The 26,073-nt window shown below is 70.8% G+C and carries 26 protein-coding genes; 15 read left to right on the top strand and 11 right to left on the bottom strand.

Annotated elements, in window-relative coordinates:
* Window positions 1-35: 35 nt before the first annotated feature.
* The 3 genes from AC4D12_RS09520 to AC4D12_RS09510 are packed head-to-tail and all read left to right on the top strand — an operon-like array spanning window position 36 to window position 3,338.
* Window positions 36-1,001: a carbohydrate ABC transporter permease gene (locus AC4D12_RS09520; protein WP_490949686.1), complete on the top strand. Its 966-nt coding sequence runs from the start codon at window positions 36-38 to the stop codon at window positions 999-1,001.
* The gene (locus AC4D12_RS09515; RefSeq protein ID WP_490949685.1) at window positions 998-1,939 is read left to right on the top strand and encodes a carbohydrate ABC transporter permease; all 942 of its coding nucleotides are present in this window, start codon (window positions 998-1,000) and stop codon (window positions 1,937-1,939) included. Before AC4D12_RS09520 ends, AC4D12_RS09515 begins: the two co-directional genes overlap by 4 nt.
* Before the next feature lie 7 nt (window positions 1,940-1,946).
* Window positions 1,947-3,338 (top strand): family 1 glycosylhydrolase, encoded by a 1,392-nt coding sequence (locus AC4D12_RS09510; protein ID WP_490949684.1) that lies wholly within the window; start codon window positions 1,947-1,949, stop codon window positions 3,336-3,338.
* A gap of 4 nt (window positions 3,339-3,342) precedes the next feature.
* Here AC4D12_RS09510 and AC4D12_RS09505 read toward each other — a convergent pair whose 3' ends face one another.
* From AC4D12_RS09505 to AC4D12_RS09490, 4 genes are all read right to left on the bottom strand, one after another.
* On the bottom strand, window positions 3,343-4,260 hold the full coding sequence (locus tag AC4D12_RS09505; protein WP_490949683.1) for a metal ABC transporter permease: 918 nt from the start codon (window positions 4,258-4,260) through the stop codon (window positions 3,343-3,345).
* A complete protein-coding gene (locus tag AC4D12_RS09500; protein WP_490949682.1) occupies window positions 4,257-5,069 on the bottom strand; it encodes a metal ABC transporter ATP-binding protein in 813 nt (270 codons plus the stop codon). The genes AC4D12_RS09505 and AC4D12_RS09500 overlap by 4 nt, the downstream gene beginning before the upstream one ends.
* Window positions 5,062-5,946: a metal ABC transporter substrate-binding protein gene (locus tag AC4D12_RS09495; RefSeq protein ID WP_490949681.1), complete on the bottom strand. Its 885-nt coding sequence runs from the start codon at window positions 5,944-5,946 to the stop codon at window positions 5,062-5,064. Before AC4D12_RS09495 ends, AC4D12_RS09500 begins: the two co-directional genes overlap by 8 nt.
* 97 nt (window positions 5,947-6,043) lie before the next feature.
* Entirely contained in the window at window positions 6,044-7,399 is a 1,356-nt protein-coding gene (locus AC4D12_RS09490) for a hypothetical protein (protein WP_490949680.1), read from the bottom strand.
* Window positions 7,400-7,667: 268 nt separating this feature from the next.
* Here AC4D12_RS09490 and AC4D12_RS09485 point away from each other — a divergent pair, with 268 nt between their 5' ends.
* From AC4D12_RS09485 to AC4D12_RS09475, 3 genes are all read left to right on the top strand, one after another.
* Window positions 7,668-8,201 carry a GAF domain-containing protein gene (locus tag AC4D12_RS09485; RefSeq protein ID WP_490949679.1) on the top strand — a complete coding sequence of 178 codons (534 nt, stop codon included), beginning with the start codon at window positions 7,668-7,670 and terminating at the stop codon, window positions 8,199-8,201.
* Window positions 8,202-8,408: 207 nt separating this feature from the next.
* A complete protein-coding gene (locus AC4D12_RS09480) occupies window positions 8,409-9,806 on the top strand; it encodes a lycopene cyclase family protein (RefSeq protein WP_490949678.1) in 1,398 nt (465 codons plus the stop codon).
* Window positions 9,799-10,824 (top strand): Brp/Blh family beta-carotene 15,15'-dioxygenase, encoded by a 1,026-nt coding sequence (locus tag AC4D12_RS09475; RefSeq protein WP_490949677.1) that lies wholly within the window; start codon window positions 9,799-9,801, stop codon window positions 10,822-10,824. The genes AC4D12_RS09480 and AC4D12_RS09475 overlap by 8 nt, the downstream gene beginning before the upstream one ends.
* Window positions 10,825-10,880: 56 nt before the next feature.
* Here AC4D12_RS09475 and AC4D12_RS09470 read toward each other — a convergent pair whose 3' ends face one another.
* On the bottom strand, window positions 10,881-12,341 hold the full coding sequence (locus AC4D12_RS09470; protein WP_490949676.1) for a protein adenylyltransferase SelO: 1,461 nt from the start codon (window positions 12,339-12,341) through the stop codon (window positions 10,881-10,883).
* A gap of 195 nt (window positions 12,342-12,536) precedes the next feature.
* On the opposite strand from AC4D12_RS09470, the gene AC4D12_RS09465 reads away from it, so the two are divergent.
* The 6 genes from AC4D12_RS09465 to AC4D12_RS09440 all read left to right on the top strand — a co-directional run bounded on the left by AC4D12_RS09465 (window position 12,537) and on the right by AC4D12_RS09440 (window position 19,193).
* Window positions 12,537-14,153 carry an alpha-amylase family glycosyl hydrolase gene (locus AC4D12_RS09465; RefSeq protein WP_490949675.1) on the top strand — a complete coding sequence of 539 codons (1,617 nt, stop codon included), beginning with the start codon at window positions 12,537-12,539 and terminating at the stop codon, window positions 14,151-14,153.
* Window positions 14,154-14,420: 267 nt separating this feature from the next.
* Window positions 14,421-15,734 carry an ABC transporter substrate-binding protein gene (locus tag AC4D12_RS09460; RefSeq protein ID WP_490949674.1) on the top strand — a complete coding sequence of 438 codons (1,314 nt, stop codon included), beginning with the start codon at window positions 14,421-14,423 and terminating at the stop codon, window positions 15,732-15,734.
* Between the two features lie 85 nt (window positions 15,735-15,819).
* Window positions 15,820-16,692: a carbohydrate ABC transporter permease gene (locus AC4D12_RS09455; protein WP_490949673.1), complete on the top strand. Its 873-nt coding sequence runs from the start codon at window positions 15,820-15,822 to the stop codon at window positions 16,690-16,692.
* Window positions 16,689-17,582, top strand: coding sequence for a carbohydrate ABC transporter permease (locus AC4D12_RS09450; protein WP_490949672.1), 894 nt, complete (start codon window positions 16,689-16,691; stop codon window positions 17,580-17,582). The genes AC4D12_RS09455 and AC4D12_RS09450 overlap by 4 nt, the downstream gene beginning before the upstream one ends.
* A 4-nt stretch (window positions 17,583-17,586) precedes the next feature.
* Window positions 17,587-17,802, top strand: a complete 216-nt coding sequence (locus AC4D12_RS09445; RefSeq protein ID WP_490949671.1) for a hypothetical protein — start codon at window positions 17,587-17,589, stop codon at window positions 17,800-17,802.
* Window positions 17,799-19,193, top strand: a complete 1,395-nt coding sequence (locus tag AC4D12_RS09440; RefSeq protein ID WP_490949670.1) for an amidase — start codon at window positions 17,799-17,801, stop codon at window positions 19,191-19,193. Before AC4D12_RS09445 ends, AC4D12_RS09440 begins: the two co-directional genes overlap by 4 nt.
* A gap of 78 nt (window positions 19,194-19,271) precedes the next feature.
* Here the strand turns inward: AC4D12_RS09440 and AC4D12_RS09435 are convergent, their stop codons facing one another.
* On the bottom strand, window positions 19,272-19,562 hold the full coding sequence (locus AC4D12_RS09435) for a hypothetical protein (RefSeq protein ID WP_490949669.1): 291 nt from the start codon (window positions 19,560-19,562) through the stop codon (window positions 19,272-19,274).
* A gap of 212 nt (window positions 19,563-19,774) precedes the next feature.
* Between AC4D12_RS09435 and AC4D12_RS09430 the strand changes: the two genes are divergently transcribed.
* Together AC4D12_RS09430 and AC4D12_RS09425 are read left to right on the top strand one after the other, a co-directional pair.
* Window positions 19,775-20,914 carry an aminotransferase class V-fold PLP-dependent enzyme gene (locus AC4D12_RS09430; RefSeq protein ID WP_490949668.1) on the top strand — a complete coding sequence of 380 codons (1,140 nt, stop codon included), beginning with the start codon at window positions 19,775-19,777 and terminating at the stop codon, window positions 20,912-20,914.
* Window positions 20,915-20,995: 81 nt separating this feature from the next.
* Complete coding sequence (locus AC4D12_RS09425) at window positions 20,996-21,175, top strand: hypothetical protein (RefSeq protein ID WP_490949667.1); 180 nt, start codon at window positions 20,996-20,998, stop codon at window positions 21,173-21,175.
* A gap of 57 nt (window positions 21,176-21,232) precedes the next feature.
* On the opposite strand, the gene AC4D12_RS09420 is transcribed toward AC4D12_RS09425, so the two are convergent.
* The 3 genes from AC4D12_RS09420 to AC4D12_RS09410 form a co-directional block, all read right to left on the bottom strand.
* The gene (locus AC4D12_RS09420; RefSeq protein ID WP_490949666.1) at window positions 21,233-21,412 is read right to left on the bottom strand and encodes a hypothetical protein; all 180 of its coding nucleotides are present in this window, start codon (window positions 21,410-21,412) and stop codon (window positions 21,233-21,235) included.
* Between the two features lie 103 nt (window positions 21,413-21,515).
* Window positions 21,516-21,758 carry a hypothetical protein gene (locus tag AC4D12_RS09415; protein ID WP_490949665.1) on the bottom strand — a complete coding sequence of 81 codons (243 nt, stop codon included), beginning with the start codon at window positions 21,756-21,758 and terminating at the stop codon, window positions 21,516-21,518.
* 97 nt (window positions 21,759-21,855) lie between these two features.
* Window positions 21,856-22,329, bottom strand: coding sequence for a Fur family transcriptional regulator (locus tag AC4D12_RS09410; RefSeq protein ID WP_490949664.1), 474 nt, complete (start codon window positions 22,327-22,329; stop codon window positions 21,856-21,858).
* A 175-nt stretch (window positions 22,330-22,504) separates the two neighbouring features.
* On the opposite strand from AC4D12_RS09410, the gene AC4D12_RS09405 reads away from it, so the two are divergent.
* Window positions 22,505-23,611, top strand: coding sequence for a PRC and DUF2382 domain-containing protein (locus tag AC4D12_RS09405; RefSeq protein WP_490949663.1), 1,107 nt, complete (start codon window positions 22,505-22,507; stop codon window positions 23,609-23,611).
* A gap of 7 nt (window positions 23,612-23,618) precedes the next feature.
* Here AC4D12_RS09405 and AC4D12_RS09400 read toward each other — a convergent pair whose 3' ends face one another.
* The gene (locus AC4D12_RS09400; protein WP_490949662.1) at window positions 23,619-24,416 is read right to left on the bottom strand and encodes a hypothetical protein; all 798 of its coding nucleotides are present in this window, start codon (window positions 24,414-24,416) and stop codon (window positions 23,619-23,621) included.
* 167 nt (window positions 24,417-24,583) lie between these two features.
* A complete protein-coding gene (locus AC4D12_RS09395; RefSeq protein ID WP_490949661.1) occupies window positions 24,584-26,029 on the bottom strand; it encodes a sensor histidine kinase in 1,446 nt (481 codons plus the stop codon).
* Between the last annotated feature and the right edge of the window lie 44 nt (window positions 26,030-26,073).

Raw genomic sequence — 26,073 nt, 5'->3', positions numbered from 1 at the left:
GCGCCGACCCGGCACCTGCCCGAAAGGCACCCAGCATGAGCACCACCCTCGACCGGGAGTCCACGGCGCGTCCGCGCTACCGTGCTCCCGCACAGCTCGGCGGACGCCCCGGAGGCGCACGACGACGACGCCGCAGCACCGTCCAGGCGGCGGGGTTCCTCCTCCCCGCCGCCGTGATCCTCGGGGCGTTCACGTTCTGGCCCATGATCTCCGCGCTCCGGCTCTCCTTCACCGACGCCAGCGGCTTCGGTCGCGAACGCTTCGTGGGGCTCGAGAACTACGCGCGGATCTTCACGGACCCGGAGATCCTCAACGCCGTGCTCAACACCGGCCTCTACGCGGTGCTCTTCACGCCGGTGGCCGTGGGGTTCGCCCTCGCGCTGGCCCTGCTGCTGAACGATCCGCGGCTGCCGTTCCGGGGCTTCTTCCGCACGGCCCTGTTCCTGCCGTTCATCGTGAGCCTCGCCGTCGCGGCGCTCGCCTGGACATATTTGATCGACCCGCAGGTGGGGCTGCTCAACCACTGGCTGGCGTCCTCGGGCATCCGCCTCGGCAACGTGCTGCAGGATCCGGTGCTGGCGATGCCCGCCGTCGCGCTCGTGGCGGTGTGGAAGAGCTTCGGCTTCTACATGGTGATCTTCCTGGCCGGGCTGCAGGAGATTCCCGGATCACTGTACGAGGCCGCGCGCATGGACGGCGCGGGGGCGTGGGCGCGGTTCCGCCTCATCACGCTGCCCATGCTCTCCAACACCACGGCCTTCGTGCTGATCTTCGCGCTCATCGCGGCGCTCCAGGCCTTCGACCAGATCTACGTGATGACCGGCGGCGGCCCCTACGGCAACACCGAGACGGTGGTCATGCAGATCTACACGGCGGGCTTCCGGAACCTCGAGCTCGGGTTCGCGTCCGCGCTCTCCTACGTGCTGCTCGCGGCCACGCTGATCCTGAGCCTCGTGCAGTTCATCTTCTTCGGCAAGCGCGAGCAGGAGGGGGAGGGATGAGCGCCGTCGCGCCCCAGCGGGGCACAGCAGGAACGACGACGACACCCGCGCCCGTGCCCGCGTCGCACCCACCGACGACCCCGCCGTCGTCGTCCGCCGCACGCACGCGCCGTGCGCGGAACGCGGCGATCAAGCGGTGGTCCGCCGCAGCGGTGCTGGCGCTCGCGAGCGCGGTGATCCTGCTGCCCATCGCGATCATCGTGCTCACGGCGTTCAAGCCCGCGGCCGAGGTGAACGCCTTTCCGCCCACGCTCTTCCCGAGCCAGTGGACGCTGGAGAACTTCACACGGATCTTCCAGGACCTGCCGTTCACGCGGCTGATCCTCAACAGCTTCGTGTTCGCCGGAGGGGTGACGCTCTGCGCGCTGGTGTTCGACTCGCTGGCCGCCTACGCGCTGGCGCGGATCGACTTCACGGGCCGGAAGCCGCTGCTCATCCTCATCATCGCGAGCCTCATGATCCCGTTCCAGGCCACGCTGATCCCGGTGTACCAACTGGCCAGCGACCTCGGCTGGATCAATAGCTTCGCAGCGCTGATCGTGCCGCGCGCGGCGGACGCCTTCGGCATCTTCTTCCTGCGCCAGTTCTTCCTGGCGCTGCCGAAGGACCTGGACAACGCCGCGCGGATCGACGGCGCCTCCGAGTTCCGCGTCTACCTGAGCGTGGTGCTGCCCAACGCGGTGCCGGCACTCATGACGCTCGGGGTGTTCGTGTTCGTCAACAACTGGAACGACCTCCTGTGGCCGCTGATCTTCACCACGCAGCAGGAGATGGGCACGCTCACGTCCGGGCTCACGCTGTTGACCGGTCCGGGCGGGATAGTTCCCTACGGCGTCATGATGGCGGGCTCGCTGGTTGCGCTCCTGCCGCTCGTCGTCGTCTTCATGTTTGTCCAGCGCCGCTTCATCGAGAGCGTCGCCACCACCGGATTGAAGTGAGGTACACATGCAGTGGTTCGAGGACGGGAAGCTCCACTTCGCCCTGGGCATCGAGGACACCTTCGTGCCGCAGGAGCGGCCGGGGGAGCGTGCACTCGACGAGTACGAGCTGACGCAGCACTACCGCTTCTGGCGCGAGGACTTCGGGCTGGCGAAGAGCGCGGGCGCCGAGTTCCTGCGCTGGGGGATTCCCTGGTACCGGATCAATCCCGAGCCGGGCGTGTGGAAGTGGAGCTGGCTGGACGAGGTGATGGACCACTTCGACCAGCTCGGGCTCACGCCCATCGTGGACCTCATGCACTACGGGACCCCCACGTGGCTGGACAACCAGTTCCTCAACGCGAGCTACCCGGACCTCGTGGCGGACTACTCCGTGCGCGTGGCCGAGCGCTACGCCTCCACGGTGGTGGACTACACCCCCGTCAACGAGCCCATGATCCACACGCTGTTCTCGGGTAAGTTCGGCCACTGGCCGCCCTACCTCACGGGCGACGACGGCCTGGTGGCCCTGGTGCGGAACATGGCGCGCGGCTTCACGCTGGCGCAGCAGGGCATGACGGCGGTGCTCGGCGATCGCGGTGTCTTCACCCATGTGGACGCCGGCTTCCGCTTCGTCAGCGACTCCGCCACCGGCGCGCACGACCGCGAGTTGCGGCACCTCCGCGACCGCGCGCTGATCGTCGAGGACCTCGTGACCGGGCTCGTCAGCCCAGACCACCGCCTCGCCGGCTGGCTCGCGCAGCACGGCATGAGCGACGCCGACCTCGGCTGGCACCTCGACAACCCGGTGCAGCCGGACGTCATGGGCGTCAACTACTATCCGCTGCACTCCACCGAGCTGCTCGAGGTGGGCAAGCCACGCCGCGGGGACATCGCTGACCCCCGTGCGCTCCGCAACGACTGGACCGACGGGCTGGAGGACGTGATCCGCCTCTACGGTTCGCGGTACGGCGCGCCGGTCATGGTCACCGAGACCTGCCTCACCGGATCGGTGGAGGACAGGATCCGCTGGATGGACGCCTCGGTGGGCCTGGTGCGGCGTCTCCACGCCGAGGGGCTCGACGTCGTCGGGTACACCTGGTGGCCCGTGACGGACATGTACGAGTGGACGTACCGCTACGGGCAGGAGCCGCTGGAGCACTATCGGCTGACCATGGGGCTGTGGGATCTGGTGCCGGACGAGATCGGCACGCTCAACCGGGTGGAGAACCCCGTGGCGGACCGGTTCCGGCACCACGCGCTGGCGCCGTCGACGACGTCGTCGCACTCGTCGTCTTCGTCTTCGTCTTCGTTGTCATCCTCGGAGGCGACGGAGGCAGCCGACACGCGTGCAGCCGACCGTGCGGGCCGCCTCGATCCGGGGATGGACCGCGTGCTGGATCCGGCCGCGCTGCGCTGACGGGTCACACGCGGTCGGGTGCCCGGCCGGCCCGCGTGGCCGCGTCCTGTGCTGCATCCCCCGTCCGACGGGCGGTCAGGGGCCGGATGACCGCCATCACCGCGTAGACGCCGATGCCGAGGACGGTGATGGTGGCTCCGGGTGAGAGCGCGTGGAAGTACGTGATCGAGAGCCCAACCACGCAGACGACGGCGCCGAAGGCCATGGCCACGTGCATGGTGCCCCGGAAGGACGCCGTCACGAGCTGCGCGACGGCGACCGGGACGATCATGAGCGCGGACACCAGCAGCACGCCGACCACCCGCATGGACACCGCGACCGTCAGAGCCGCGGTGACCGCCACCAGGAGGTTGAGGGCCCTCGCAGGAATACCGCTCGCCCGCGCGAACTCCTCGTCGTGGCACAGGGCGAAGAGGGCCGGCCGGAGACCGATCCCCACGACGACGATCAGCACGGCGAGCCCGACCGTGAGCCAGACGTCCAGGACGTCGACGGTGGAGATGGATCCGAACAAGTATCCGGTGAGGTTCGCCGCGGTGCCTCCGGCCAGGCCGATCAGCAGGACGCCGCCCGCGATGCCGCCGTAGAACAGGAGGGCGAGGGCGGTGTCCGCGCTCGTCCGCCCGCGCTCGCGGACCGCCTCGATCAGGAGGGCGCCCGCGATCGAGGCAACGACGGCGCCCGGCACGGCGAGGGCATCCGCCTCGAGGCTCCCGGCGGCCGAGGCCGCCAGCCACCCCATCGCGACGCCGGTGAGGGCCACGTGCCCGATCCCGTCGCCCAGGAGGGCCAGCCGCCGCTGGACGAGGTAGGTACCCATCACCGGGGCCGTCGCACCCACGAGTGCGGCGATGATGAGCGCGCGTTGCATGAGTGGGCTGGCGATCATGGCGGAGAGGGTCTCCAGGAGGCTGGGCGTCATGACCGCCATCCCTGCATCAGCGCGGACGCGGAGCGCCGGTGCGCGTCCACGGACGCGCACTCCTCACCGTCACGCACCCGGAATGCGGGGACGTCCCTCCCGCCGCCCGCATCCGGCACCGACGGGGCGCCGTCGAACACCACCGAACCGTGGTCGAGGACCACGGCGCGTTCGAGGAGCGGCGCGAGGACGCCGAGGTCGTGGAGGACCACCACGATCGTGGTGCCCTTCAGCTGCAGGGTGCGCAGCGTGACGGCGAGCGCCTCCTGTGACCGGAGGTCGATACCCGACAGGGGCTCGTCGACGACGAGGAGATCCGGCGCGCGGACGAGCGCGCGTGCCAGGAGGACCCGCTGGTGCTGGCCTCCCGAGAGGGCTCCCACGCTTTCCTGCGCGCGATCGGCGAGACCGACCTCCTCCAGGGCATCGAGGACGAGGTTGCGATGACGGTGGGCCGGGACGAGCCGGCGCTCGGTGAGCAGCCCGGACGCGACCACCTCCGCTGCCGTCACCGCCAGGGGAGCAGCTGCGCCGACCCGCTGCGGCACGTACCCGATGCGCGACCACGGGACCCGTCGCCGGTGCGCGACGTCCGCCCCGTACACGGTGATGCGGCCGGTCTCGAGGGGGATGAGACCCAGCAGGGCCTTGACCAGCGTTGTCTTCCCCGAACCATTGGCGCCGAGGAGGGCGAGGGTCTGTCCGTCCGCGACGTCGAGGTCGATCCCCGCGAGGATCCGGTGTGCCCCGAGGCGGACCCGTGCGCCCTCGACGCGCACAGCAGGCGTGCGGCCGGAGACGTCAGGCACAGCCGAGCGCTTCCCGCAGCGCTCCGAGGTTCCGGCGCATGACCTCGACGTAGTCGCCGCCCGTCGCAGGGTGGGCCTCGAGGGGATCGAGGAGTGCGGTGGTCACCCCGAGATCGCCCGCCAGGGTCTCGGCGACCTTCGGATTGACGAGCGACTCGGTGAAGATGGTGGTGATGTCCTGGCCTTCGATGACCCGGCGGATCTTCGCGATCCGGGCCGGTGCCGGTTCCGCCTCGGGGTCGATCCCCGAGACGCCGGACTGCTCGAGGTCGTAGCGGTTCGCCAGGTAGCCGTACGCCTCGTGGGAGACGACGATCGTGCGGCGCTCGCACGTCGCGAGGCCCGCGGTGAAGTCGCCGTCGAGCGTGGCCAACTCCTCGTTCAGCTGCTCGGCGTTCGCCCGGTAGGCCTCCGCGTTCTTCGGGTCCGCGACGCCGAAGCGCTCCGCCACGAGCGTGGCGACGTCGGCGAGGCGGCCGGGGTCGAGCCAGAAGTGCGGGTCCACCGCGCCGTCGGTGGACGAGATGGCCGCAGCGCCCGCCACGTCGACGGCGTGCTCGGGTGCCGTCTGCTCGACGGCCTCGTCCACCGATGGCTGGAACCCGGAGGCGTAGACGACCGCCGAGGCGTCGGCGAGCTCGGCGACTTTCGCGGGAGACAGTTCGAGGTTGTGAGGCTCCGCGCCGGGCGGCGTGATGGACCCGACCTCCACCAGGTCACCGCCGACCCGCTCCGCCACGAACTCGAGCGGGTAGAAGGAGGCCAGCACGCGGAGGGAGCCGCTCTCGTCCGAGGCGTCGGAGGCCGGCGCACAGGCGGACAGTGCGACGGCGGCGGCCAGGGACAGGACGAGTGCTGGGGGCGCAGCGGCGTGCATGGGCTTTCCTTCGGAAACGATGGGGTGCTGAGGGGGCAGAGCGAGGGAGCCGCGGCGGCGGCAGGAGGGCCGCCGCGGCTCGATGGACGGTGCGGGCCTAGCCCTCCCCGTCCGTGTGCTCCTCGCCCTCCGCGTGCTCGTGGCCCGGCGTCTCGCCCTCACCGGTGACGATCGCGAGTTCGGTCGGCGTCTCCGGCAGGTCGAAGCTGTCCAGCAGCGTGCCCTCCGCGACGTCGATGACGTGCAGCTTCTTGGCCGCGGGCTCCGTGACGTAGGCGAAGCCGTCCGCCCCGACCTTCACCGCAGGCGCGGGGGACTGCCACTCGGCGGGCTCCTCCCACGGTGCAACCACCGGCACCTCGTGGATCACGGCGCCGGTCCCCTCGTCCAGGATCGCGAGATCGCCGTCGTAGGTCAGCACCAGAGCTTCGCCGTCGGCGCCCCGTGCGAGCGAGCGGAACCAGTACGCGGATCCGACGTCGACAGTCGTCATGGTGGCGTCCCGCGTGTCGATCAGCCCGACGCGCGTGGGACGCTCCTGCTCGGCATCCGGGTCGGTCTTGTAGTCGGCGAGCACGATCGGCGACACGTGGCTGCCGAACTGGTTGCCGGACCTCTGGTAGGACTCCTCGACAGGCACTTTGTGGAACGCGCCGTCGCGGTACACCACGGGCCCGTTCTCGCAGCCCAGCGAGACGACGTCCCCGGCCGGGGTGGGCATGGCCGCTGCTTCTCCGTGCACGCCCGGGCAGTCCGTCGTCTCGGCGAGGACCTGGCCCGTGGGCGAGACCACCTGGACCGTGCTGCGGGAATCCTCCGTGCCCTGCGTGAGGACCAGGTCGCCGCCGGTCAGGGGGACGGCCACGCCGTGGTGGGGAGCGTCGGTCGCGTACTCCTCGACCTCGCTCTCGCTCACCTCGCCGTCGGTGAAGGCGGCGGTGTCCATCACGGTGATCGCTCCGCTGCCGTCGGCGAACAGCGCGGTCTTCCCTTCGTGCGCGACGACGTGCCCGGCCTCAGGGGCCTCGATGGACGAACCTGTGAGGCCCGGCGCCTGCTCGTAGTAGTGGTCGTGGTCGCCGTGGCCTTCCACGATCAGACCGGAGTCGAACACGCGGAACTCCTTCCCGGCGCTGACGAGGACGTGCCTGCCGTCACCGGCGTTGTTGAGGCGGAGGAAGCCTTCGGACTCGGTGGTGGCGATGACCTCACCGGTCTCGGTGTCGACGGTCATGAGGCCGCCGTCGTAGGTGAGGACGGCGCGCGGGGCGAGGGCGTCGACCTCGAGACGCTCGGAGGGCTCATCCGTTCCGGTGGACGCGGTGGTGGGAGCGGAACCGTCGGACGAGGGCGCGGCGTCCGGCGTCTGGGAGCCGGCGGTGGAGCACGAGGTCAGGAGGAGGGCGGCGAGAACCGCCGAGGACAGGGTCAGGTGGCGTGGGGACATCATCATGATTGGAGACTAATTGAGAACGCTTCTCATTCTCAAGTTGCAGCGTCCGCTCGCCGACCGTGCGATCCCGGACGGAAGGTGCACTGTGCTCACCCCGCAGGCGTCCGCGCACGGCGCTGATGGAGGCCGGCTACCGAAACCTTGGTTGATCCTGCGCAATAACGACATCCGAAGCAGGATGACCACGAGGTTGTATAGGGGGTGGGTCCCGATCGGTCGTCGTGGAGGACCCAACCACCAGCGGACCGAGGGACAGGAAGGCACGCTCATGACAGCGATCATGCTGGAGAAACCGCAGCTCGAGGTCCCGGCGCTCCCCACCCGCGCTGCGCGCGAGTTCGAGCGGCTCCGGGCCCGTGCGGTCGAGCGGAGCGGGCTGCTGGGTACCGCGAGCGAGGAACGCTTCGACCGCCTGACGCGCGAGGCCTGTGGACGCCTCGGTATGCCGCTCGCAACGCTGACACTCATCGCCGGCGATCGTCAGTTCGTCAAGTCGATGGTGGGCCCGTTCCCCCGTGAGGGCCTCCGGAGTGCAGCCTTCTGCAACGTCACCATCCAGTCCGAGGACGGGCTGGTCATCCCCGACACCCTCGGGCACCCGATCTTCAGCACGAGCACCTACGTGACCGGCGCGCCCCACCTGCGGTTCTACGCCGGCGCCCCGCTGCGCGGCCCGGGCGGCTGGTTCGTGGGTAGTTTGTGCGTCCTGGACACTCGGCCGCACGCGTTCCCGGCGTCGGACCGCGCGGTGCTGCGCCGCCTGGCCGAAGCTGCGGAACTGGAACTCAACCGCGCTGCCTGACGCCGTCGCCCGCACGAGCGCTCGGTGACGAGCTTCACGCCGCCGCCGGCGGGTATCTCCAGCCAACGGTGGTGTACTGGTCGGGAGTCCGTGCAGTTCCCGCCGCGCCGCGTGTGCCGCCGTCCCGACGCCGACGCCGGAACGGAAGACGCGGGGGTCCGCCCGGCACCGACGACTGCGCGCTGACGCGCGGATCGAGGAGGCAACGTGGCTGCTGCTGGACCAGGCTTGGAGTACGACACGATCGTCCTCGGGGCGGGCTGCGCCGGGCTGAGCCTCTGCCACTACCTCCTCGACCTCGGCTACTCGGGGAGCATCCTCGTCCTCGACCGGCGGGCCACCCACGAGGACGACCGCACGTGGTCCTTCTGGGACGTGGAGCCCACCGACTTCTCCCACCTGGCCACCGCGCGCTGGGACCGCTGGAGGATCACTGCCGGTAGCCGGACGAGCGTGGGCGAGGACGCCTCCCGCCCCTACATCAGCCTGCGGGCCGCCGACTTCTACGCGGACTGCCTCACCCGCCTGCACGCCGCACCGCGGGTGGAGATGGGACTCGGCGAAGCCGTGGTGCGGTACGCCGACGTCGGGACCGCCGTGGAGGTGGTCACGGACAAGGCCACGTACACCGCCGGCCGGGTCTTCGACGCGCGGGGGCTCCGTGCGGATTCGCCCGAGTTCGAGCTGCTCCGCACCACGTCCGTGTGGGTGCCCCAGCACTTCCTCGGCCAACGGATCACGGCGTCACGGCCCGTGTTCGACTCCGCGGCCTGCACCCTCATGGACTTCGGCGTGGACCAGGGCCGCGGGACGCACTTCATGTACGTGCTGCCCACCACCGACCGCGAGGCGCTGGTGGAGAACGTCTACTTCTCCTTCGCCCGCGTGGACCCCGCGGCGCACCGCGATGAGATCGCCGAGTACCTCGGCCGGCAGTACGGGCTGCGCGCCGACGAGTTCGAGGTGGTGCACGAGGAGCGGGGCGTCATCCCGATGTCGGACTTCTCCTTCCCGCGCGCGGACCTGGGGCGGATCACGCCCGTCGGGACCCTCGCGGGGGCCACGCGCGCCAGCACGGGTTACGCGTTCCTGCGCATCCAGCGCGAGTGCAGGGAGGTCGCCGCCGCCGTCGTGCTGCACGAGCGGCCTGCGCGCCAGCCAGGACGACGACGGCGGGAACTGCTCGACTCCGTGTTCCTCCGCTTCATGATCAGCCGGCCCCTGGACCTGCCGGCGGTCTACCTCAGGATGTTCGAGCGGGTCCCCTCGGCCCCCCTCATCCGTTTCATGACGGAGCGCAACTCGCTCGCCGACGATCTCCGGCTCATCCTCGCGCTGCCGAAACCGCCGTTCATCAGGATCGTGCTGCAGATGATGGTGCAGGAGGTGGCCGACCGTGTGCGCTCCGCACGCGACCACCACGCCTCCCCGCCTCCACGGACCGTCGACCCGGTGCCCCGAGCAGATGCCGCGACCCCTGCAGACGCTGCGCCCGGAGAGGATGCCGCGCGACCTGCCGACGCCGCCTCCCGCACCGCGCGACGCCTCCGACCCGTTCGCGCCGCGCGACCGGCCCGACCCGCCCGTGCATCCCGCCGTGGATGAAGCCACCCGATCAGGGGTGCAGCGACGCCTCCTGACCCCGGTCAGCCTGGCCCTCGCAGCGATCACCGCTGCCCTCGCCTTTGCCCCGGAGCTCCCACCGTGGGCGCAATACGCCCCCTTCCTCGTGAGCCTCGTGGTCCTCGGACTCCCGCACGGGGCGCTGGACCACCTCGTCCCCGCGAGGATGACCCCCGGGCGGACCGTCGCCGGTTCCGTCACGCGCGTGGGTGTTCTCTACCTGGCCCTCGGCCTGGTGGTCCTCGCGTCGTGGATCCTCTTCCCGCTCGGTGCCTTCCTCTTCTTCATCGGCCTCACCTGGTACCACTGGGGGCAGGGCGATCTCTGGGCCCTGGTGCACCTGACCGGTGCCACGCACCTGCGCACTGTCCTCACCAGGGCGCTCACCGTCGTCGTGCGCGGAGCGCTGCCCATGCTCGTGCCGCTGCTCGCGTTTCCCGGTGTCTACCTCGGGGTCGTGGCAGCGACGGCCTCCCTCTTCGGCGACGGCGTTCCCGTGGCTCCTGCCACGTTGGACGGCATCCGGCTTGCCGTCCTGCTCGGACTGGGTGCCACGGTGCTCCTGCAGTTCACGCTCACGGCCTGGACCGGCACCGGCTTCCGGCCCACGCGCAGCTGGGCTGTCGACGCCGGTGAGGTGCTGCTGCTCGCCGTCTACTTCTCGGTGGTCCCGCCGATCTTCGCCGTGGGGATGTACTTCTGCTTCTGGCACTCCCTCCGGCACATCGTCCGCCTGCAGCTCATCGACCCGCGGGCCGCTGCAGCCCTGCGCGCGGGGGCGGTGGCCCGCTCGCTGAGGATCTTCGCGCGGGACGCCGCACCCACCACGGCCATCGCGCTCCTGGTGCTCGTCGTCGCGTCCCTCGTGTCGGGCTCCACCGGCGACCTCGAGCCGGCCCGCCTGCTCGGCGTGTACCTGGTGCTGCTGTCCGCGCTGACCCTGCCGCACGTGGTCGTGGTGACCTTCATGGACCGGCACGAGCGGCTCTGGAGCCCCTGACCGGGGCCTTGCTGACGGGCGCAGGCGATGCCCCGACTCCTCCGTGCGGAGAAGGGTCAGGTGCCGCAGTACGTGGTGTAGGCGCCGAAGTCGTCCGGCGCACCCGCGGCGTACCGCTCGAAGCCGGGCCGCTCGTCGAAGGGGGACCGGACGGCGTCCACCAGCGCCTCGAACGGACCGAGGTCACCGTTCGTCGCGGCCGTCAGCGCCTCCTCCACGAGATGGTTCCGCGGGATGTACACGGGGTTCACGCGGTCCATCGTGTCGGCGTCCGGGCCGAGGGCCAGCCATCGCTCCGCCCAGGCATCGAACGCGGCGACGTCGAGCACCTTGTCCCGCGCGGGCCGCGTATCGCCGCGCACCACGGACGCGAGGCCGCGGAAGAAGGACGTGTAGTCCACGTGGTTGTCCTGCAGGAGCGCCAACACGTCGGTGGCGAGCGGGGAGAGATCCTCGTCCGGGACGTCGTCGGGCAGTCCGAGCTTGGCCCTCATGCCGGGCAGCCAGGCCGCGCTGTACCGGGGGCGGAAAGTGTCGAGGGCGCCGACGGCGAGGGCGATCGCCTTCTCCTGGTCCTCGTCGAGGAGCGGGAGCAGCGCCTCCGCGAGGCGGGCGAGGTTCCACTCGCCGATCAGCGGCTGGTTGGCGTACGCGTAGCGGCCGTCGCGGTCGATCGAGCTGAACAGTGCCGAGAAGTCGAAGACGTCCATGAACGCGCACGGCCCGTAGTCGATGGTCTCTCCGGAGATGGTCATGTTGTCGGTGTTCATGACGCCGTGCACGAACCCGGCGAGCATCCACCGGGCGATCAGCCCGGCCTGCGCGTCGACGACGGCGTCGAACAGGGCGAGGTACGGGTTCTCGGCGTCCGCCGCGGACGGGTGATGACGGCTGATCGCGTGGTCGGCGAGGCGCCTGAGGAGGTCGCGGTCACCCGACGCGCTCGCGAACTGGAAGCTGCCCACGCGGAGGTGGCTGCTCGCCACGCGCGCCAGGACGGCGCCGGGCAGCATGGTCTCGCGCCGCACGTCGCGGCCGGTGGCGACGACGGCGAGCGAGCGCGTGGTCGGTATGCCGAGGGCGTGCATCGCCTCGCTGATGACGTACTCGCGCAGCAGCGGCCCGACGACGGCGAGGCCGTCGCCCCCGCGAGCGAAGGGCGTACGTCCGGAACCCTTGAGGTGCAGGTCGGTGAGGCGACCATCGACGCCGGTGAGTTCGCCGAGCAGCAGGGCGCGGCCGTCACCGAGGCGCGGGTTGAAGCCGCCGAACTGGTGGCCGGAGTAGGCCTGGGCCACCGGCGTCGCGCCCTCGGGGACGGCCGTGCCCGTCAGGAACCGGAGGCCCTCGGGGGAGCGGAGCTGCGCGGGATCCATGCCGAGGGTCTCCGCGAGCGCGGTGTTCAGGGCGAGCAGCCGGGGCTCCGGGGCGTCGTCGGCCTCCCAGGCGACCGCCATCTCGGGCAGTTCACGGGCGAAGCGGCCCTGGAGGGCCAGGGCGTGGGTCGAGGCGCTCATTCCTCCACGGTACGCCCGGCGTATGCGTGTCCATGGGCGGACATCCTGCCTTGACGGGCGCCCGGGATCCGACGGCGGACCAGCCCGCGCGGCATCGTAGGCTCGAACCATGATGCTCTTCCGCCGTTCCCTGCTGCCCGTGTGCCCCGAGGCGTGCCGCCCTTCCGCGCGCCGCCCCGTCGTCGTACGCCTGCCGTGACCCCACCCGAAGCACATGCCAACGGGGCCGACTGGTGGCGGGACGCCGTCGTCTACCAGGTGTACCCGCGGTCCTTCGCGGACGCGGACGGCGACGGCGTGGGGGACCTCCCCGGCATCACCGCCCGGTTGCCCTACATCGCCGAACTCGGCGTGGATGCCCTGTGGATCACGCCCTTCCAGCCCAGCCCGCACGTGGACCAGGGCTACGACGTCAGCGACTACTGCGGCGTGGACCCTCTCTTCGGCACGCTGTCCGACGTCGAGGAGCTCCTGAAGGCAGCGCACGGTCTGGGGCTGCGGGTCCTGATGGACGTCGCGCCCAACCACTGCTCCTCGGAGCACCCCCGCTTCCGGGAGGCGCTCGCCGCGGCGCCCGGCTCACCCGAGCGCGCGTTCTTCCACTTCGCGGACGGGCCCGACGCCGACACACCCCCGAACAACTGGGTGTCCTCCTTCGGTGACCGGTCCTGGACGCGCGCACACCCGGGATCGGGCACGGACCACCAGTGGTACCTGCACATCTTCTCCTCGGCGCAACCCGACTGGAACTGGCGCAATCCCGCCGTGGGCGACTTCTTCGAGGACGTGCTCCGCTTCTGGTTCGACCTCGGCATCGACGGACTCCGCGTGGACGTGGCGCACGGGCTCTACAAGACGCCCGGGTTGCCGGACGCCGAGGATCCCGCGGCCGTGGCACGCGGCCTCCGCTTCAACCCGCATCTCACGGACCAGGACGAGATCCACGACGTGTGGCGGCGCTGGCGGCGCGTGGCCGACGAGTACGCGCCCGGCCGGGTGCTGGTGGGCGAGGTCAACCTCGACCCGGACCGCGCCGCGCGGCTGGTCCGCCCCGACGAGCTCCACCAGGCGTTCGCCTACCCCTTCGTCAAGCTGCCCTGGGACGCCGCGACCTGGGCCGCGAAGGCGGGCGAGCTGATCGAGGCACACGGCGCGTACGGGACGGCGCCTGCGTGGTGCATCGAGAACCACGACGTGGTCCGCTCGGTCACGCGCTACGGCGGCGGCGACGTGGGAGCCGCGAGGGCACGGGCCGCACTGCTGACGATGCTCGCGTTCCCCGGCGGCGCCTACCTGTACCAGGGCCAGGAACTGGGCCTGCCCGAGGTGGACGTACCGCTCGAGGCGCGCGTGGACCCCATGTGGGCCCGCGGGGGAGTGTCCCGCGACGGCGCGCGCATTCCGCTGCCCTGGACGGCGACGGCGGCGGGTACCTTCGGTTTCTCACCCGCGGGGGCGGCAGCACCCTGGCTGCCCGCGCCGTCGTCCTGGGGTGTGCACTCCGTCGAGGGGCAGCGCACCGAGCCGGGGTCGATGCTGCAGTACGTGACGCGGGCGCTCGCGCTGCGCAGGGAACTCACCTCGGCGGGCACGCTTGCGGCCGACGTCCCCACGCGGTGCAGCGTGGTGGAGGGCGACGCGCTCGTGTGTCAGCGGGGCGACACCTTCGCCGTCCTGATGGCGATGGGGCGCGAGCCCGCGCGGCTTCCGCTGGGCGAGGTCCTGGTGTCCTCGGCGCCGTTGACGCCGGACGGCCTGCTGCCGCCGGACGCCGCAGCATGGGTGCGGCTGACCACCCGCGCCGCCGCCTGACGCCCTACAGCACGAAGCGGAATCCGGGCAAGCGGAGCGCGGGTGTCCGAGCCGCCGCCTACACTCGCCACTAGATGGCGATTCGCCTCACAGGCTGGGACAGCAGTGCACGTCGGGATGCGGCGATGCGCGTGAGACGAGGATCCATGCCGCCTGGTCGGCTCGTCGCGGTCGCGGTGGGGCTCGCCCGGCACTCCGCCCATGGCGGCACGCACCTCCGGACACCGGGAGTGCGTGCTTCCTTCCAGCAGCAGAACAGGACTCTCGATGCGACTTCGCACACACCTCCGCACCGGCGTCACCGCCCTGGTCATCGCAAGCACCCTCGCCGGTGTGACCGCATGCGGCGCCGGTTCCCGTACCGGAGCCGCCGACGCCACCGCCGTCGAATGCGACTACACGATGCCCGAGGGTGAGACGACGGTCAACGTCCTCGCCTACAACTCCTCGGCGATCGATCCCTTCACGAACACGATGGTGAAGAGCTGCACGCGTGAGAACGTCACCCTCAAGCACGATCCCATCGACTTCAGCGGACAGGTCACGAAGACCACCGCGACCCTCTCCGGCGAGACCGGCAGCTACGACATCCTCGAGACCTACGGTTTCGCGGTCCCGGAGATCGCATCGGCCGGCAGCATCGTTCCGCTCGACGACTTCGTGGCCGAGTACGGGGAGAAGTACGAGCTGGACGCACTGAACGAGGGAATGCGCTCCGCGCTGTCCTACGACGGGAAGCTCTACGCGCTCCCCATGCAGGCGCAGATGTACGTCATGGCGTACCGCCAGGACATCTTCGACGAGCTGGGCCTCGCCGCCCCCGAGACCTTCGAGGACATGATCGCGGCGGCTGAGGCCATCCGCGAGCAGGGCGACATCGAGTACCCGATCGCCCTGCCCATGAGCGCCACCGCGGACATCTCCACGATCTACCAGGCCGCCATGAACTCCACCGGGACGGATTTCCTCGACGCCGGGGAGCCCCAGTTCACCTCGGACGGCTCGCGCGAGGCGCTGGAGGGCCTGAAGTCCCTCCTGCCGTACATGGACCCTGAGGTCACCACCTTCGACCAGCCGTCGGTCCAGCAGCAGATGTTCAACGGGAACGCGGCCATGGCCATCATGTTCTCCGGCCGCATGAACGACCTCACGCTGGAGGCGAACTCGCCGAACTTCGACAAGATCGGCTTCGCCGCTCCGCCGTCGCTCGACGCCGACGCGCCGTACCTCTTCAGCCGCCTGTCCGTGGACGGCTGGGCGATCCCCGAGAACACGCAGCTCGACAAGGACATGCTGTTCCAGATGATCGCCTCCTCCGTCAGCGAGGACGCCTCGAACGCGTCCGTCCCGGCCGCCTACCCGGCGCGTGAGGGGATCGTCACCGAGGAGAGCTCGCCGTACGCGGTGGCCGCCAATGACACGATCGCGGCGACCATGCCCGCCCCGAACGATCCCTTCAGCGCACCCGTGACGAACGCGATCCGCCCGGTGCTGGTCCAGATCCTCCTGGGTCAGATCGAGGTGGAGGAGGGCATGCAGGAGATGCAGCGCCTCGCCGAGGAGACCGTCTCGGGAAGCTGACACCTGCAGGGAGCGGGCGCCACTGAGGCGCCCGTTCCTCTCCCTCGTCCGTCCCACGTCGTCCGTCCCACGTCAGGAGCGCCCCGTGCGTCGTCGTGAATTCGCCAGCTTCATCGGCCCCAGCCTGCTCGTCATGGTGGCCCTGCTCGTCCTCCCGCTCATCCGGACCATCCAGTGGAGTTTCCAGGAGGTCAGCTACGGGCAGGCGGGAACTTTCATCGGCCTGTCCAACTACAGCCAGGCCCTCACCGATCCGCGCTTCGGCCGGGCCGTGTTCTTCACCCTGCTGCTCACCGCCATCGTCACCGCGCTCATCCTCTCCGTCGGCTACCTCGTGGCCATCGGCGTGAACGGCCTCGGGAAGCTCCGCCCCTACATCCTCGGCTCGATGCTCGTGGCGTACGTGCTGCCCGGTGTGGTGGGGGCGGTGTCCTTCTCCTGGCTCTTCAACTCGAACTTCGGCGGGGTGCTGAACCTTCTGATCGAGCGGCTGACCGGCCAGGAGTTCCTGTGGTTCACCGACACCTGGCCGAACCGCGTGATGATCATCGCGCACACCGTCTGGCACCTGCTGCCCTTCTCGGTGCTCATGATCCTCGCCGGGCTGCAGGGCGTACCCAAGGAGTTGAGGGAGGCCGCGAGGATCGACGGCGCCAACTCCCTGAAGATGCATCTCTGGGTCATCATCCCGACCATGCGCGGCATCATCGGCTTCGTCTGCCTCATCACGATCATGGACGTGCTCCGCACCTTCGACAGCCTGATCCCGCTCTCACCCCAGGCCGACGCGATCGGCAACGAGTCCGTCATGTACTACGTCTTCGACAACGCGTTCCGGGACGGCTCGCAGCAGCTGGGGCTCGGCAGCGCCGTCAACGTGCTCTCGATCCTCCTCATCCTGATCTGCCTCTTCCCCTTCATCCGGGACCTCCTCAAGGAAGCGAAGGCCAAAGCATGATGCCCAGTACCGCGACCAGTCCTGCGGCGACGCCGGCCCCGAAGGTCCTCGCGCCGCTCCCCGCGCGCCGCCGCCGTCGGGCGAACCCGACCGCCGCCATCCTGCTGATCCTCCTGGCCCTCCTGATGCTGGCGCCCTTCATCTGGACGGCGCTGTCCGTCACCAAGCCCACCGACGTCGCTTTCGCGAACCCTCCGGTGCTCTCCGGCTACACGCCCACCCTCGAGGCGTTCAAGAACCTGTGGGAGACCACCTACTTCGCCGAGTACCTCGTCAACACGGCCGTGGTGGCGCTCATCTCCACCGTCGTCGCCCTCGTGCTCGGGATTCCCGCGGCCTACGCGCTGTCCCGCTTCCCCGGGTACGTCTCGGCGATCCTGCTGCTCCTCGCGCTGGTGTTCCGCTCGCTGCCGAGGTTCTCGGTGGTACTGCCCATGTACGACATCAGCCGGGCACTCGGCATCTACGACACCAACTTCGCCCTGGCCGCCGCGCTCGTGGCGATCAACCAGCCGTTCAGCATCTGGCTGCTGCGCAACTTCTTCGCCGAGATCCCGAAGGAACTCGACGAGGCAGCGATGATCGACGGCTGCACCCGGTGGGGGACGCTGCGCCGGATCATGATCCCGCTGATGCGGCCGGGGATCCTCACCGCAGGTGTGTTCGTGTTCCTCTTCGCGTTCCAGGAGTACCTGACCGCCCTGGTGCTCACGGATACCGCCTCCAAGACGGTGCCGGTCTTCATCACCACGCAGCTCGGCCAGACCCTGCCCATGCTCCAGCAGGCGGGAGCCGCAGCCATGCTGCTGACGCTCCCCGTCATCGCCATCTCCTTCATCGCCCAGAAGTACCTCGTGGCGGGGCTGAGCGACGGCTCGGTCAAGGGCTAGGGGCGTGGCCGCCGAGCAGGACGCCCTTCTGTCCGGGGCCGGCTCGTCGCCCGCGCCGGAGATCATGGTGGCCGCGCCCACCGCGGAGGGGGCGCGCCGGGCCGGTCTCGCCGCGGCGGCCGCGCCGGTGCACGCCATGCTGCGGGGGCTCCACGAGGTGGACCTAGGCGAGACCCCGCCGGCGTGCTCCTTCGACCCCTCCTGGGACGGACCGGCGTGACCGAACTGTGCGACCTCTCCCTGAGTGAGGCATCGGCGCTGATCGCGGCGCGCAGCATCACGCCGCTCGAGCTGACGGAGTCCGCCCTCGCGCGCATCGACTCGGCCGAGGGCCGCATCGGAGCCTTCGTGACCGTCACAGCCGACGCCGCGCGGGCGGCAGCTGCCACGGCGACGGCGGAGATCGCCGGCGGTTCCCTGCGCGGACCGCTGCACGGCATCCCGGTGGCACTCAAGGACCTCATCGACCTCGCGGGCGTGGCCACCACCGCGAGCTCCGCGGTGCGGGAGCATCACGTCCCGACCGCCGACGCCGCGGTGGTCGAAGCGCTGCGTCGCGCCGGCGCCGTCATGGTCGGCAAGACGCACACGCACGAGTTCGCGTACGGCGGTGTCACCCCCACCACACGCAACCCCTGGGACACCACTCGGATGGTCGGGGGCTCCAGCGGAGGGTCAGCGGCCGTGGTCGGCTACGGCGGTGTGGCAGCGGCGCTCGGCACCGACACGGCAGGCTCCATCAGGATCCCGGCCTCGCTCTGCGGGGTCGTGGGGCTCAAGCCCACCTTCGGGCGCGTCTCGCGGGTGGGGGTGGCGTCGCTCGCCTGGTCCCTCGACCACGTGGGTCCGCTGACGCGCACGGTCCGGGACGCGGCGCTCGTCCTCACGGCGATCGCCGGTCACGACCCACGGGATCCGGGGTCCTCGCGGACACCCGTCCCCGACTTCACCGAGGGGCTCGACGACGGCGTCGAGGGCCTCCGCGTCGGCGTGCCCGAGAACTACCTCACGGAGCGGATCGACCCGGAGACCGAGCACGCCGTGCAGGCAGCGGTGCGGCGCCTCGAGGGGCTCGGGGCCGTCGTCGTGCCGGTCCGGGTACCGCACGCCGAGCGGTACGGCGCGGTGATCACGGGCATCATGATGCCCGAGGCGAGCTCCTACCACCGCCGGATGCTGCGCGAGACGCCCGAGCTCTACACCGAGGAGGTGCGGAGCCTGCTCGAGGTGGGCGGCACCATTCTGGCCACCGACTACATCGACTCCCTGCGGTTACGGCAGCTCATGACGGCTGCGTGGAGGGATGCGATGCAGGCGGTGGACGTCGTCGTCGCGCCGACGGTCTTCGCCACTGCGCTCCCCGCCGACGACCCCGTGTACCGGTGGCCGGACGGTCGCGTGGAGACGGCCTCGGTGGGCTACGGGCGGCTGGCGATCCCGGCCAACCTGTTCGGCCTGCCGACCGTCCAGGTGCCCTGCGGGTTCTCGGAGAGCGGCCTGCCGATCGGGCTGCAGATCATGGGCAGGCCCTTCGACGAACGGACCGTGCTGACCGTCGGGCGCAGCGTGGAGCAGTCGAGCGATGCAGCCGGGCGGATCGCGCCGGTCTGACCCCGGCAGGTCGGGGACTCTTCCGGCGGGTGGATGGACGTCGCGGCCGTCGGGTGACGGGGTCGAGAAGCGCGCGGGTCAGGCGGGGGTATTGAGGGAGAGCCAGGCCTCGGCCTCGTCGCCCGTACCCGTGGGCAGGCTGATCCTGTCGAGACGCTTGCGGTAGCTCTCGGTGATCTCGCGCTGCAGCCAGAGCCGTGTCTCGTCGCCGGGTTCGGCATGACCCGCCGCCACGCGGTCCGCGATGCCGATGAGCTCGGCCTGGGATGCAGCGATGGCGGTGACCAGGAGATCGAGGTCCCTGGTGCGGACGGGGCGAGGACCGGTGGAGGGCCGCATGGAGCGGCGGATCCTGGTGAAGATGTTCATGCTGCCCCTGCTCTCCTCGGCCGGATCACGGTGTGCGGCTCTGCGGGTTCTACTGCAACCGTTCTTCGACAGTACCCGGAGCACTCGTGACCCATCTCACTGTGCACGGGCAGCGTTGGCGCAGTTTTCCCCGAGGCGATCGGAGCCGGGACAGCGTTTCCGCACCGACGTTCTTCCGGTCGGCACCGTCAGCCGGGGGATAGCGTGGACCCATGACCAGCGCCGCGGCACAGCAGGATGCCGACCTCCTCGACACCTACTCCGCCGCGTTCTCCGAAGCGGAGGGCTATCTGAACTTCGCCTCGTACGGACCGCCGTCGAGCCGGGTCACCGAGCGGATCGCGCACCTCGCGGCGATCGCCGCAGCCGGTGGCCCGGACGCGATGGGTCTCCTCGCAGCGGAGGAACTCCGTGCGCGGCGTTCGCTCGCCCGGCTTCTCGGCTTCCCCGTGGACCAGGTGGGCCTGACCAGCAGTACGTCGCTGGGGCTCTTCCAGGTGGCCTTCGGACTCACCGGCGGCACGGTGCTCGTCGGTGCGGGCGAGTTCCCGTCCAACCTGTACCCGTGGCTCCGCACCACGGACCTCGGCCGTGCACGCCTCGAGTCCATGGGCACTCCCGGCGAGCCCGTGACGCCCGACGTCGTCGCGCGTGCCCTGACTCCGGACACCGTGGCCGTGAGCGTCAGCGCCGTGGACTTCCGCACCGGCTTCCGCGCGGACCTCGTGGGTATCCGCGACGTCATGGGCCCCGACCGCCTGCTGGTGGTGGACGGCATCCAGGCGCTCGGCGTCGCCGACGTGCCGTGGACGGTCGCGGACGTGGTGCTCGCAGGCGCGCAGAAGTGGGTGCGCGGCAGCTGGGGCGTGGCGGGGATCGCCTTGTCCGAGCAGGGCGTGGAGCGCATCGAGCCCCTGCTCACGGGCTGGACGGGCGTCACCGATGCGAGGACGTACGACGGCGAGGAGCACGCGCCGCTGCCCGGTGCGCCCCGCTTCTCCATCGCGAACCTCTCGCCCTACTCCACCGGCGCGTTCGCCGAGGCGCTCGAGCTCATCGATCTGGTCGGGATCGGGGCGATCGACGGGATCGTCTCGACGCACGCCGCGGCGCTCATCGAGGCGCTCGACGCCGCCGGGGTACCCGTCGTCTCCCCGCGCGAGCGGGGGGACCGCGCCGGGATCGTCGTCGCGCACCTCCCGGGCCGGGCGGCGGAGGCACACTCCGCGCTCGACGCCGCGGACATCACCGCGACCGTGCACGGCGAGGACCGCATCCGCCTGTCGGTCCACGCGACCACGCGCTCCGAGGTCTTCGCGGAGGCGGCACGGGTGCTGGCCGACTTCATCTGAGGCGACGTCGATCGCCCGTCCGGCTAAAGTAGTAAGCCACCTGATGTTCCGGGTGCAGAGGCGGAGTCGAGGGAGACCAGCATGGGTATCAGCAACATGATCAAGAACGCGGCCGGACGCTACATCGGACGCACCGGCACAGGTGCCGGCACCGGTGCTCCGAGGACGGGCGCACCCGGCACCGGAGCGGCAGGTCGTGGCACACCCCTGCCCGCAGGGAAGGCCGGAGGCATCCTCCGGAAGCTGCTCAACCGCCGCTAGGCAGCTGCCGGCCCTGCCCCGATCCCCGGGGTGGGGCCGTCGCTCTGTCCCAGCTCGTCAGGAGCGCTTCCCTGCCCGCGCCATGGTCCTGAGCTCCTCCTGCACCCGCAGCAGCTCGAGGGAGCGCCGGAACACCTGGTCCACGGTCTGCCGGGTGTCCGGGGTGCTTGTCAGGTCTCGGTCCCGGTCCCGGTCCTCGGTGTCGAGCGGGTCGTGGAACAGGTCATCGCCGGTCATGGGGCTCCTTCTCGCGGGAAACGGATGCCGCGACTCTAGTGGCGACGTGTTTCCGGCTCTTTTCCGTCAGTGGTGGTTGAGCGCCACCGTCCTGCAGGTGACGTCAGCCGGTGAACGTGTAGATGCCGCCGGTGAGTGGTGAGCGCGCGGGCGTCGTGACGTAGGTGCCGCGGGTCGCCGGCGCCGAGAGGGAACCGGTGCCGGTGTAGGAGCCCTCGACGGACGGCCGTCCTGCCGCGCCGGACACGTAGCGGCCCCCGAGGGGGCTCCGGAGTGCGGGATCGGCGGGCGACGTGGCGATCGTGGCGCGGTGACGTGCTGTGGGGCGGTCGATGATCGTGGTCATGGTGGATCCTTCGGTCGTGCGCCGCGGACGCGGCGACAGGGTTTCGGGCATGGGGTCGCGGTACGTGCCCCGCTGGGGACACGGTGATGCGGGGTGGTCAGTCGGGGGAGTCCGACGGATCGGTGGGAGTGCTGGTGCGGCACGGGCCGCACAGACCGTTGAAGGTCACCTCGGCGGCGAAGACGGCGAAGCCGGACGTGTCCGACGGCGTGAGGCAGGGGGCTTCCCCGATCACACAATCGACGTCCTTGATGTCCCCGCACCGCGCGCACACGAGGTGGTGGTGGTTGTCACCCACCCGACACTCGAAGAGGGCCGGGGAGCCCGCCGGGTCGAAGCGCCGCACGAGCCCCGCGCCGGTGAAGGCTGCGAGGATCCCGTAGACCGCCTGGCTCGAGGTGCCCTCCAGGACGGACCGCACCCGGTCGGTGACCTGCTCGGCACTCGAATGAGGGTGATCCTGGAGCGACTCGAGAACGGCGAGGCGCGGAGCGGTGACCCTGAGCCCCGAAGCGCGGATGGAGTGCCGCAGGGCATCCGTCCGGGCGGCGTGATCCGTGGTGGTGGTCATGACCCCAGCCTAGGTCTTCTTTTGAGTAGATCAAAAGAAGAAGGGCGTCGGCTTCGTCACAGTCCAGTAAGGCTGCTCCGCGTGTCGATAGTAAGCATGCTTGTTATTGGCGTCCCACAGACCTACTGTGGGGTCCTCCGCCGAGGGCGGCCGACGACGACGACAGGACCTCCACATGCTCACCATGGACGATCTCACTCCTCTGCTCCGCCGCCGCAGCACGGTGGTCACCGGCCAGGGCGAGAAGGTGGGGACCCTGGGGGTGGTGTACCTGGACGACGCCGATGAGCGGCCCACCTGGGTCACGGTGCACACGGGTCTGTTCGGCACGCGCGAATCCTTCGTCCCGCTCGACGGCGCCGTCGTGCAGGGCCGTGACCTCGTGATCCGTCACGAGCGCGACCTCGTGACCCATGCTCCGTCCGTGGATCGCGACGGTCAGTTGAGCCCGGAGGAGGAGGCCGCGCTGTATCAGCACTACGGGATGCGGGCGACGGCTCCGCCGGCTGCGTCGATGCCGGTTGCGTCGATACCGGCTGCGTCCTCGTCAGCGGAGGATCCGACTGCATCGGCGCCAGCGGCGCAGTCCGTTCCGTCCCTGCCTGCCGAGGTGTCGACGCCGTCGTCGCCCGCGGCGGTCACGGTGCCGTCGTCGCCCACGACGGCGCCGGACGTCGAGCGGTCGGATGTTCCGGACGCACCGACGGAGGGTGACGAGATGGCGCCCGACGGGATGCAGCGCGACGCCGGCGGTACGCCGTGGGTGGTGCGGTCGGAGGAGAAGCTCCTCGTCGGCACCGAGCGTTACGAGGCGGGGCGGGCCCGCCTCAGGAAGTACGTGGTCACCGAGGAGGCGAGCGTCACCGTCCCTTTGGTGGCGGAGACGGTGCGGATCGACGTCGAACCGATCACGTCGTCGGCCCCTCCGGAGTCGGGGACGCCGTTCCAGGAGGAATCAGTGGAGCTCACCGCGAGGGAGGAGATCGCCGTCGTCGGGACCGAGACGGTGGCCGTCGAGCGGGTGCGGATGAGGCGGGTCGAGGTGAGCGGGCGGTCGACCGCGCGGGCCGAGGTGCGGAAGGAGCGCGTCGCTGTCACGATCGACGGCGAGGAAGCCGGGGGTGGGATCGAGGCCGGTACTCGCAGCGCAGGCCGCCGTCCCAGGAAGGCGCGTCCATCCGCACAAGGGCCTGCCGCCGCGGGCGCCGGGACTCCTGATGCGTCCTCGATCCCGACGAAGGGAACGAACGCCCTCCTGAAGGGCGGGAAGAAGCGGCGCTGAGTGGTGCTCAGTGGGTGCGGCGGGGCCTCCGGGGCTGAGCCACCACGGCGATCGCGAGGGCCAGGACCACGGCGACGATGCTCAGCACCCCCGCCGCGACATAGCGCGCCGAGGGTTCCATCGAGGCCACTTGCGTGCCCGAGCCCGAATCCTCCGCGACGGGCGGCGCAGCGGGTGTGGTGGTACCCGCGCCCGGAGGCGTCGTCGTGGTGAGGGAGCGCGTCGTTGCCGGCGCCGGCGAGGGCACGGGGTTACGTCGCGTGTCGGGGACGACGCCGGCAGGAGCGCCCCCGGACCCGGATCCGGCACCGCCGGGGGCGACGGCGAACTCCATGGCGGGATCCTCGGTGGGATCCTCCACGGAGCCCTCTGCGGGCGGAGTCGTGATCGGCGCACCCTCGCTCGGCGCGGGCGCGGGCGCCTCGACCGGTTGATCCGGAGTGGGGGCGGGCATCGTCGTCGGTGAGACGGGCGACGGCGCGACGACGGGCGACGGCGCGACGACGGGCGGGAGGGGCGCGGCGGTCGCAGGTGGTGTCCCGGGCTCGGTCACGGGCGGGACCGGCGGTGGGTCACCGGGATCGACCGGCGGGCCGGGCACCTCCGGCCCGCCCACCCCCGGGCCGCCCGGCGGCAGGATGCTCCCGTTGCCGCCTCCGGGTGGGTTGGGATCAGGTGGGCCGGGATCGGGTGCAACCGGGCCGTTGCCCGGCGGCGCGTCGAGGGCGTACGCCTCGCCGGCTCCCGGGGCGAGCAGGAGGGCGGCGCTGAGCGCTAGGGCTGTGGTGACGCTGGGAACACGCATGGCGCAATCTTTTTCGAGGGACGGCTCGGTGACAGGTATAGCAAGCATGCTGATCGTCGCTCCCCATGGTACGCGGGACGGTGGGCGCTGCCCATGCCTTGACGGGACGCCGGGCATGGTTTTCGCGTCCTGGACCCCGCGGTCCGCACGGGCCCGCAGCGGCTGGTTCACTCCGCCGCGAGCGAGGCGACGTCGGCCGGGACGAAGGGGAACCGGACCTCGAACGTGGCACCCCAGCCGTCCCGGTCCACGAGGCGGGCCTCACCCTGGTGGGCCGCGGCGATCGCCGACACGATGGACAGACCGAGGCCCGCGCCGGGCTGCTGCGTGCGGGCGTCCGCGGACCCGCGGGCGAAGCGCGTGAAGATCCGCCCGCGGTCCGACTCCGGCACCGAAGGGCCCGCGTTCGAGACCCACAGCCTCACCGAGTCGTCCTCGAGCCGGGCTCCCACCTCGATCGCATCGCCGTCCTTCGTGAACTTCACGGCGTTGTCCGCGAGCTGCAGCATGGCCTGTGTCAGCCGGTCACGGTCCGCGATCAGCCACGCCGGTGCCGGTTCCGTGCAGCGCCAGTCGCGGTCGGCGAGCGCCTGCATCTTCCGGTGCACCGTGAGTACGAGGTCGGTCAGTTCCAGGGGCTCCGGCACCAGGAAATCGGCGCGCTCGGCGCGGGCCAGGAGGAAGAGGTCGGAGACGATGCGTTCCATGCGATCCGTCTCGTCGATGATCATCAGCACCGTGCGCGAGCGCTCCTCGGGCGTCTCGTCGAGCTCGAGCAGTTCGAGGCTGCCGCGGATGATGGTCAGCGGCGTGCGCAGTTCATGGCTGGTGTCGTCGAGGAACTGCCGCTGCGTGACGAAGGACTGCTCGAGGCGGCCCAGCATGTCGTTGAACGCCAGGGCTATCTGGGAGGCCTCGTCCTCGCCCGTCACCGGGATGCGGCGGCTGAGGTCCGTCTCGGAGATCCGGCGTGCCGTCCGCGCGAGGTGCTTCAGCGGGCGCAGCACCCGCCCGGCGAGCGCCAGCCCCAGCAGCGAGGCCACGAGGGTGGTGCCGAGTTGCACCAGCACCTGCGTCTGCAGGGCGTCGGTGATCTCGCTGCGCTCGTTCGCCGGGAAGTTCGCGACCACGAACAGGGCATCGGCCTCGCCGTCGCCGAGGGGCACCGCCACGTACTGCGCCCGGCCGCCGTCGGTCTCGACGGCACCCTTCGTGGGTTGCTCGAGCGCCAGCCACTCGTCGAAGGTGGTGCCGATCTCGGTGGCGTCCGGCACCTGCGTGGCGCGGCTCGACTCGTAGAGCTCGCCGTCCACGAACGCCAGCAGTGTCTCGCCCTCGTCCGCCACCTCGCGGGAGAAGTAGACGTCGAAGATCGCCTCGACGTCGTTCCCGAAGGGCCGGCCGGAGCGGGGGTCGGTGCCGGCGGCGAGGAGCTGGAACTCCTCCGCCTCGCGGTCGAGGCTCTCGGTGATCTCGTCACCGAGCCGTTCGAAGAGCACCAGGCGCAGCAGGAGCACGGAACCGATGGAGGAGAGCAACAGCAGGACGACGACGACGGCGACGATCCGCACCCGCATGCTCGCGGTCCACGGTGGTGACGCGTCTCTGGCCATGGGCGTCAGAGTACGGGACCGGCGTGAGGGCGCAGGGGGTGCCG

It is taken from the genome of Arthrobacter sp. TJ-266 (assembly GCF_058269115.1).
The sequence above is the reverse complement of the archived record's forward strand: the minus strand, read 5'-3'. Positions and strand labels throughout refer to the sequence as shown.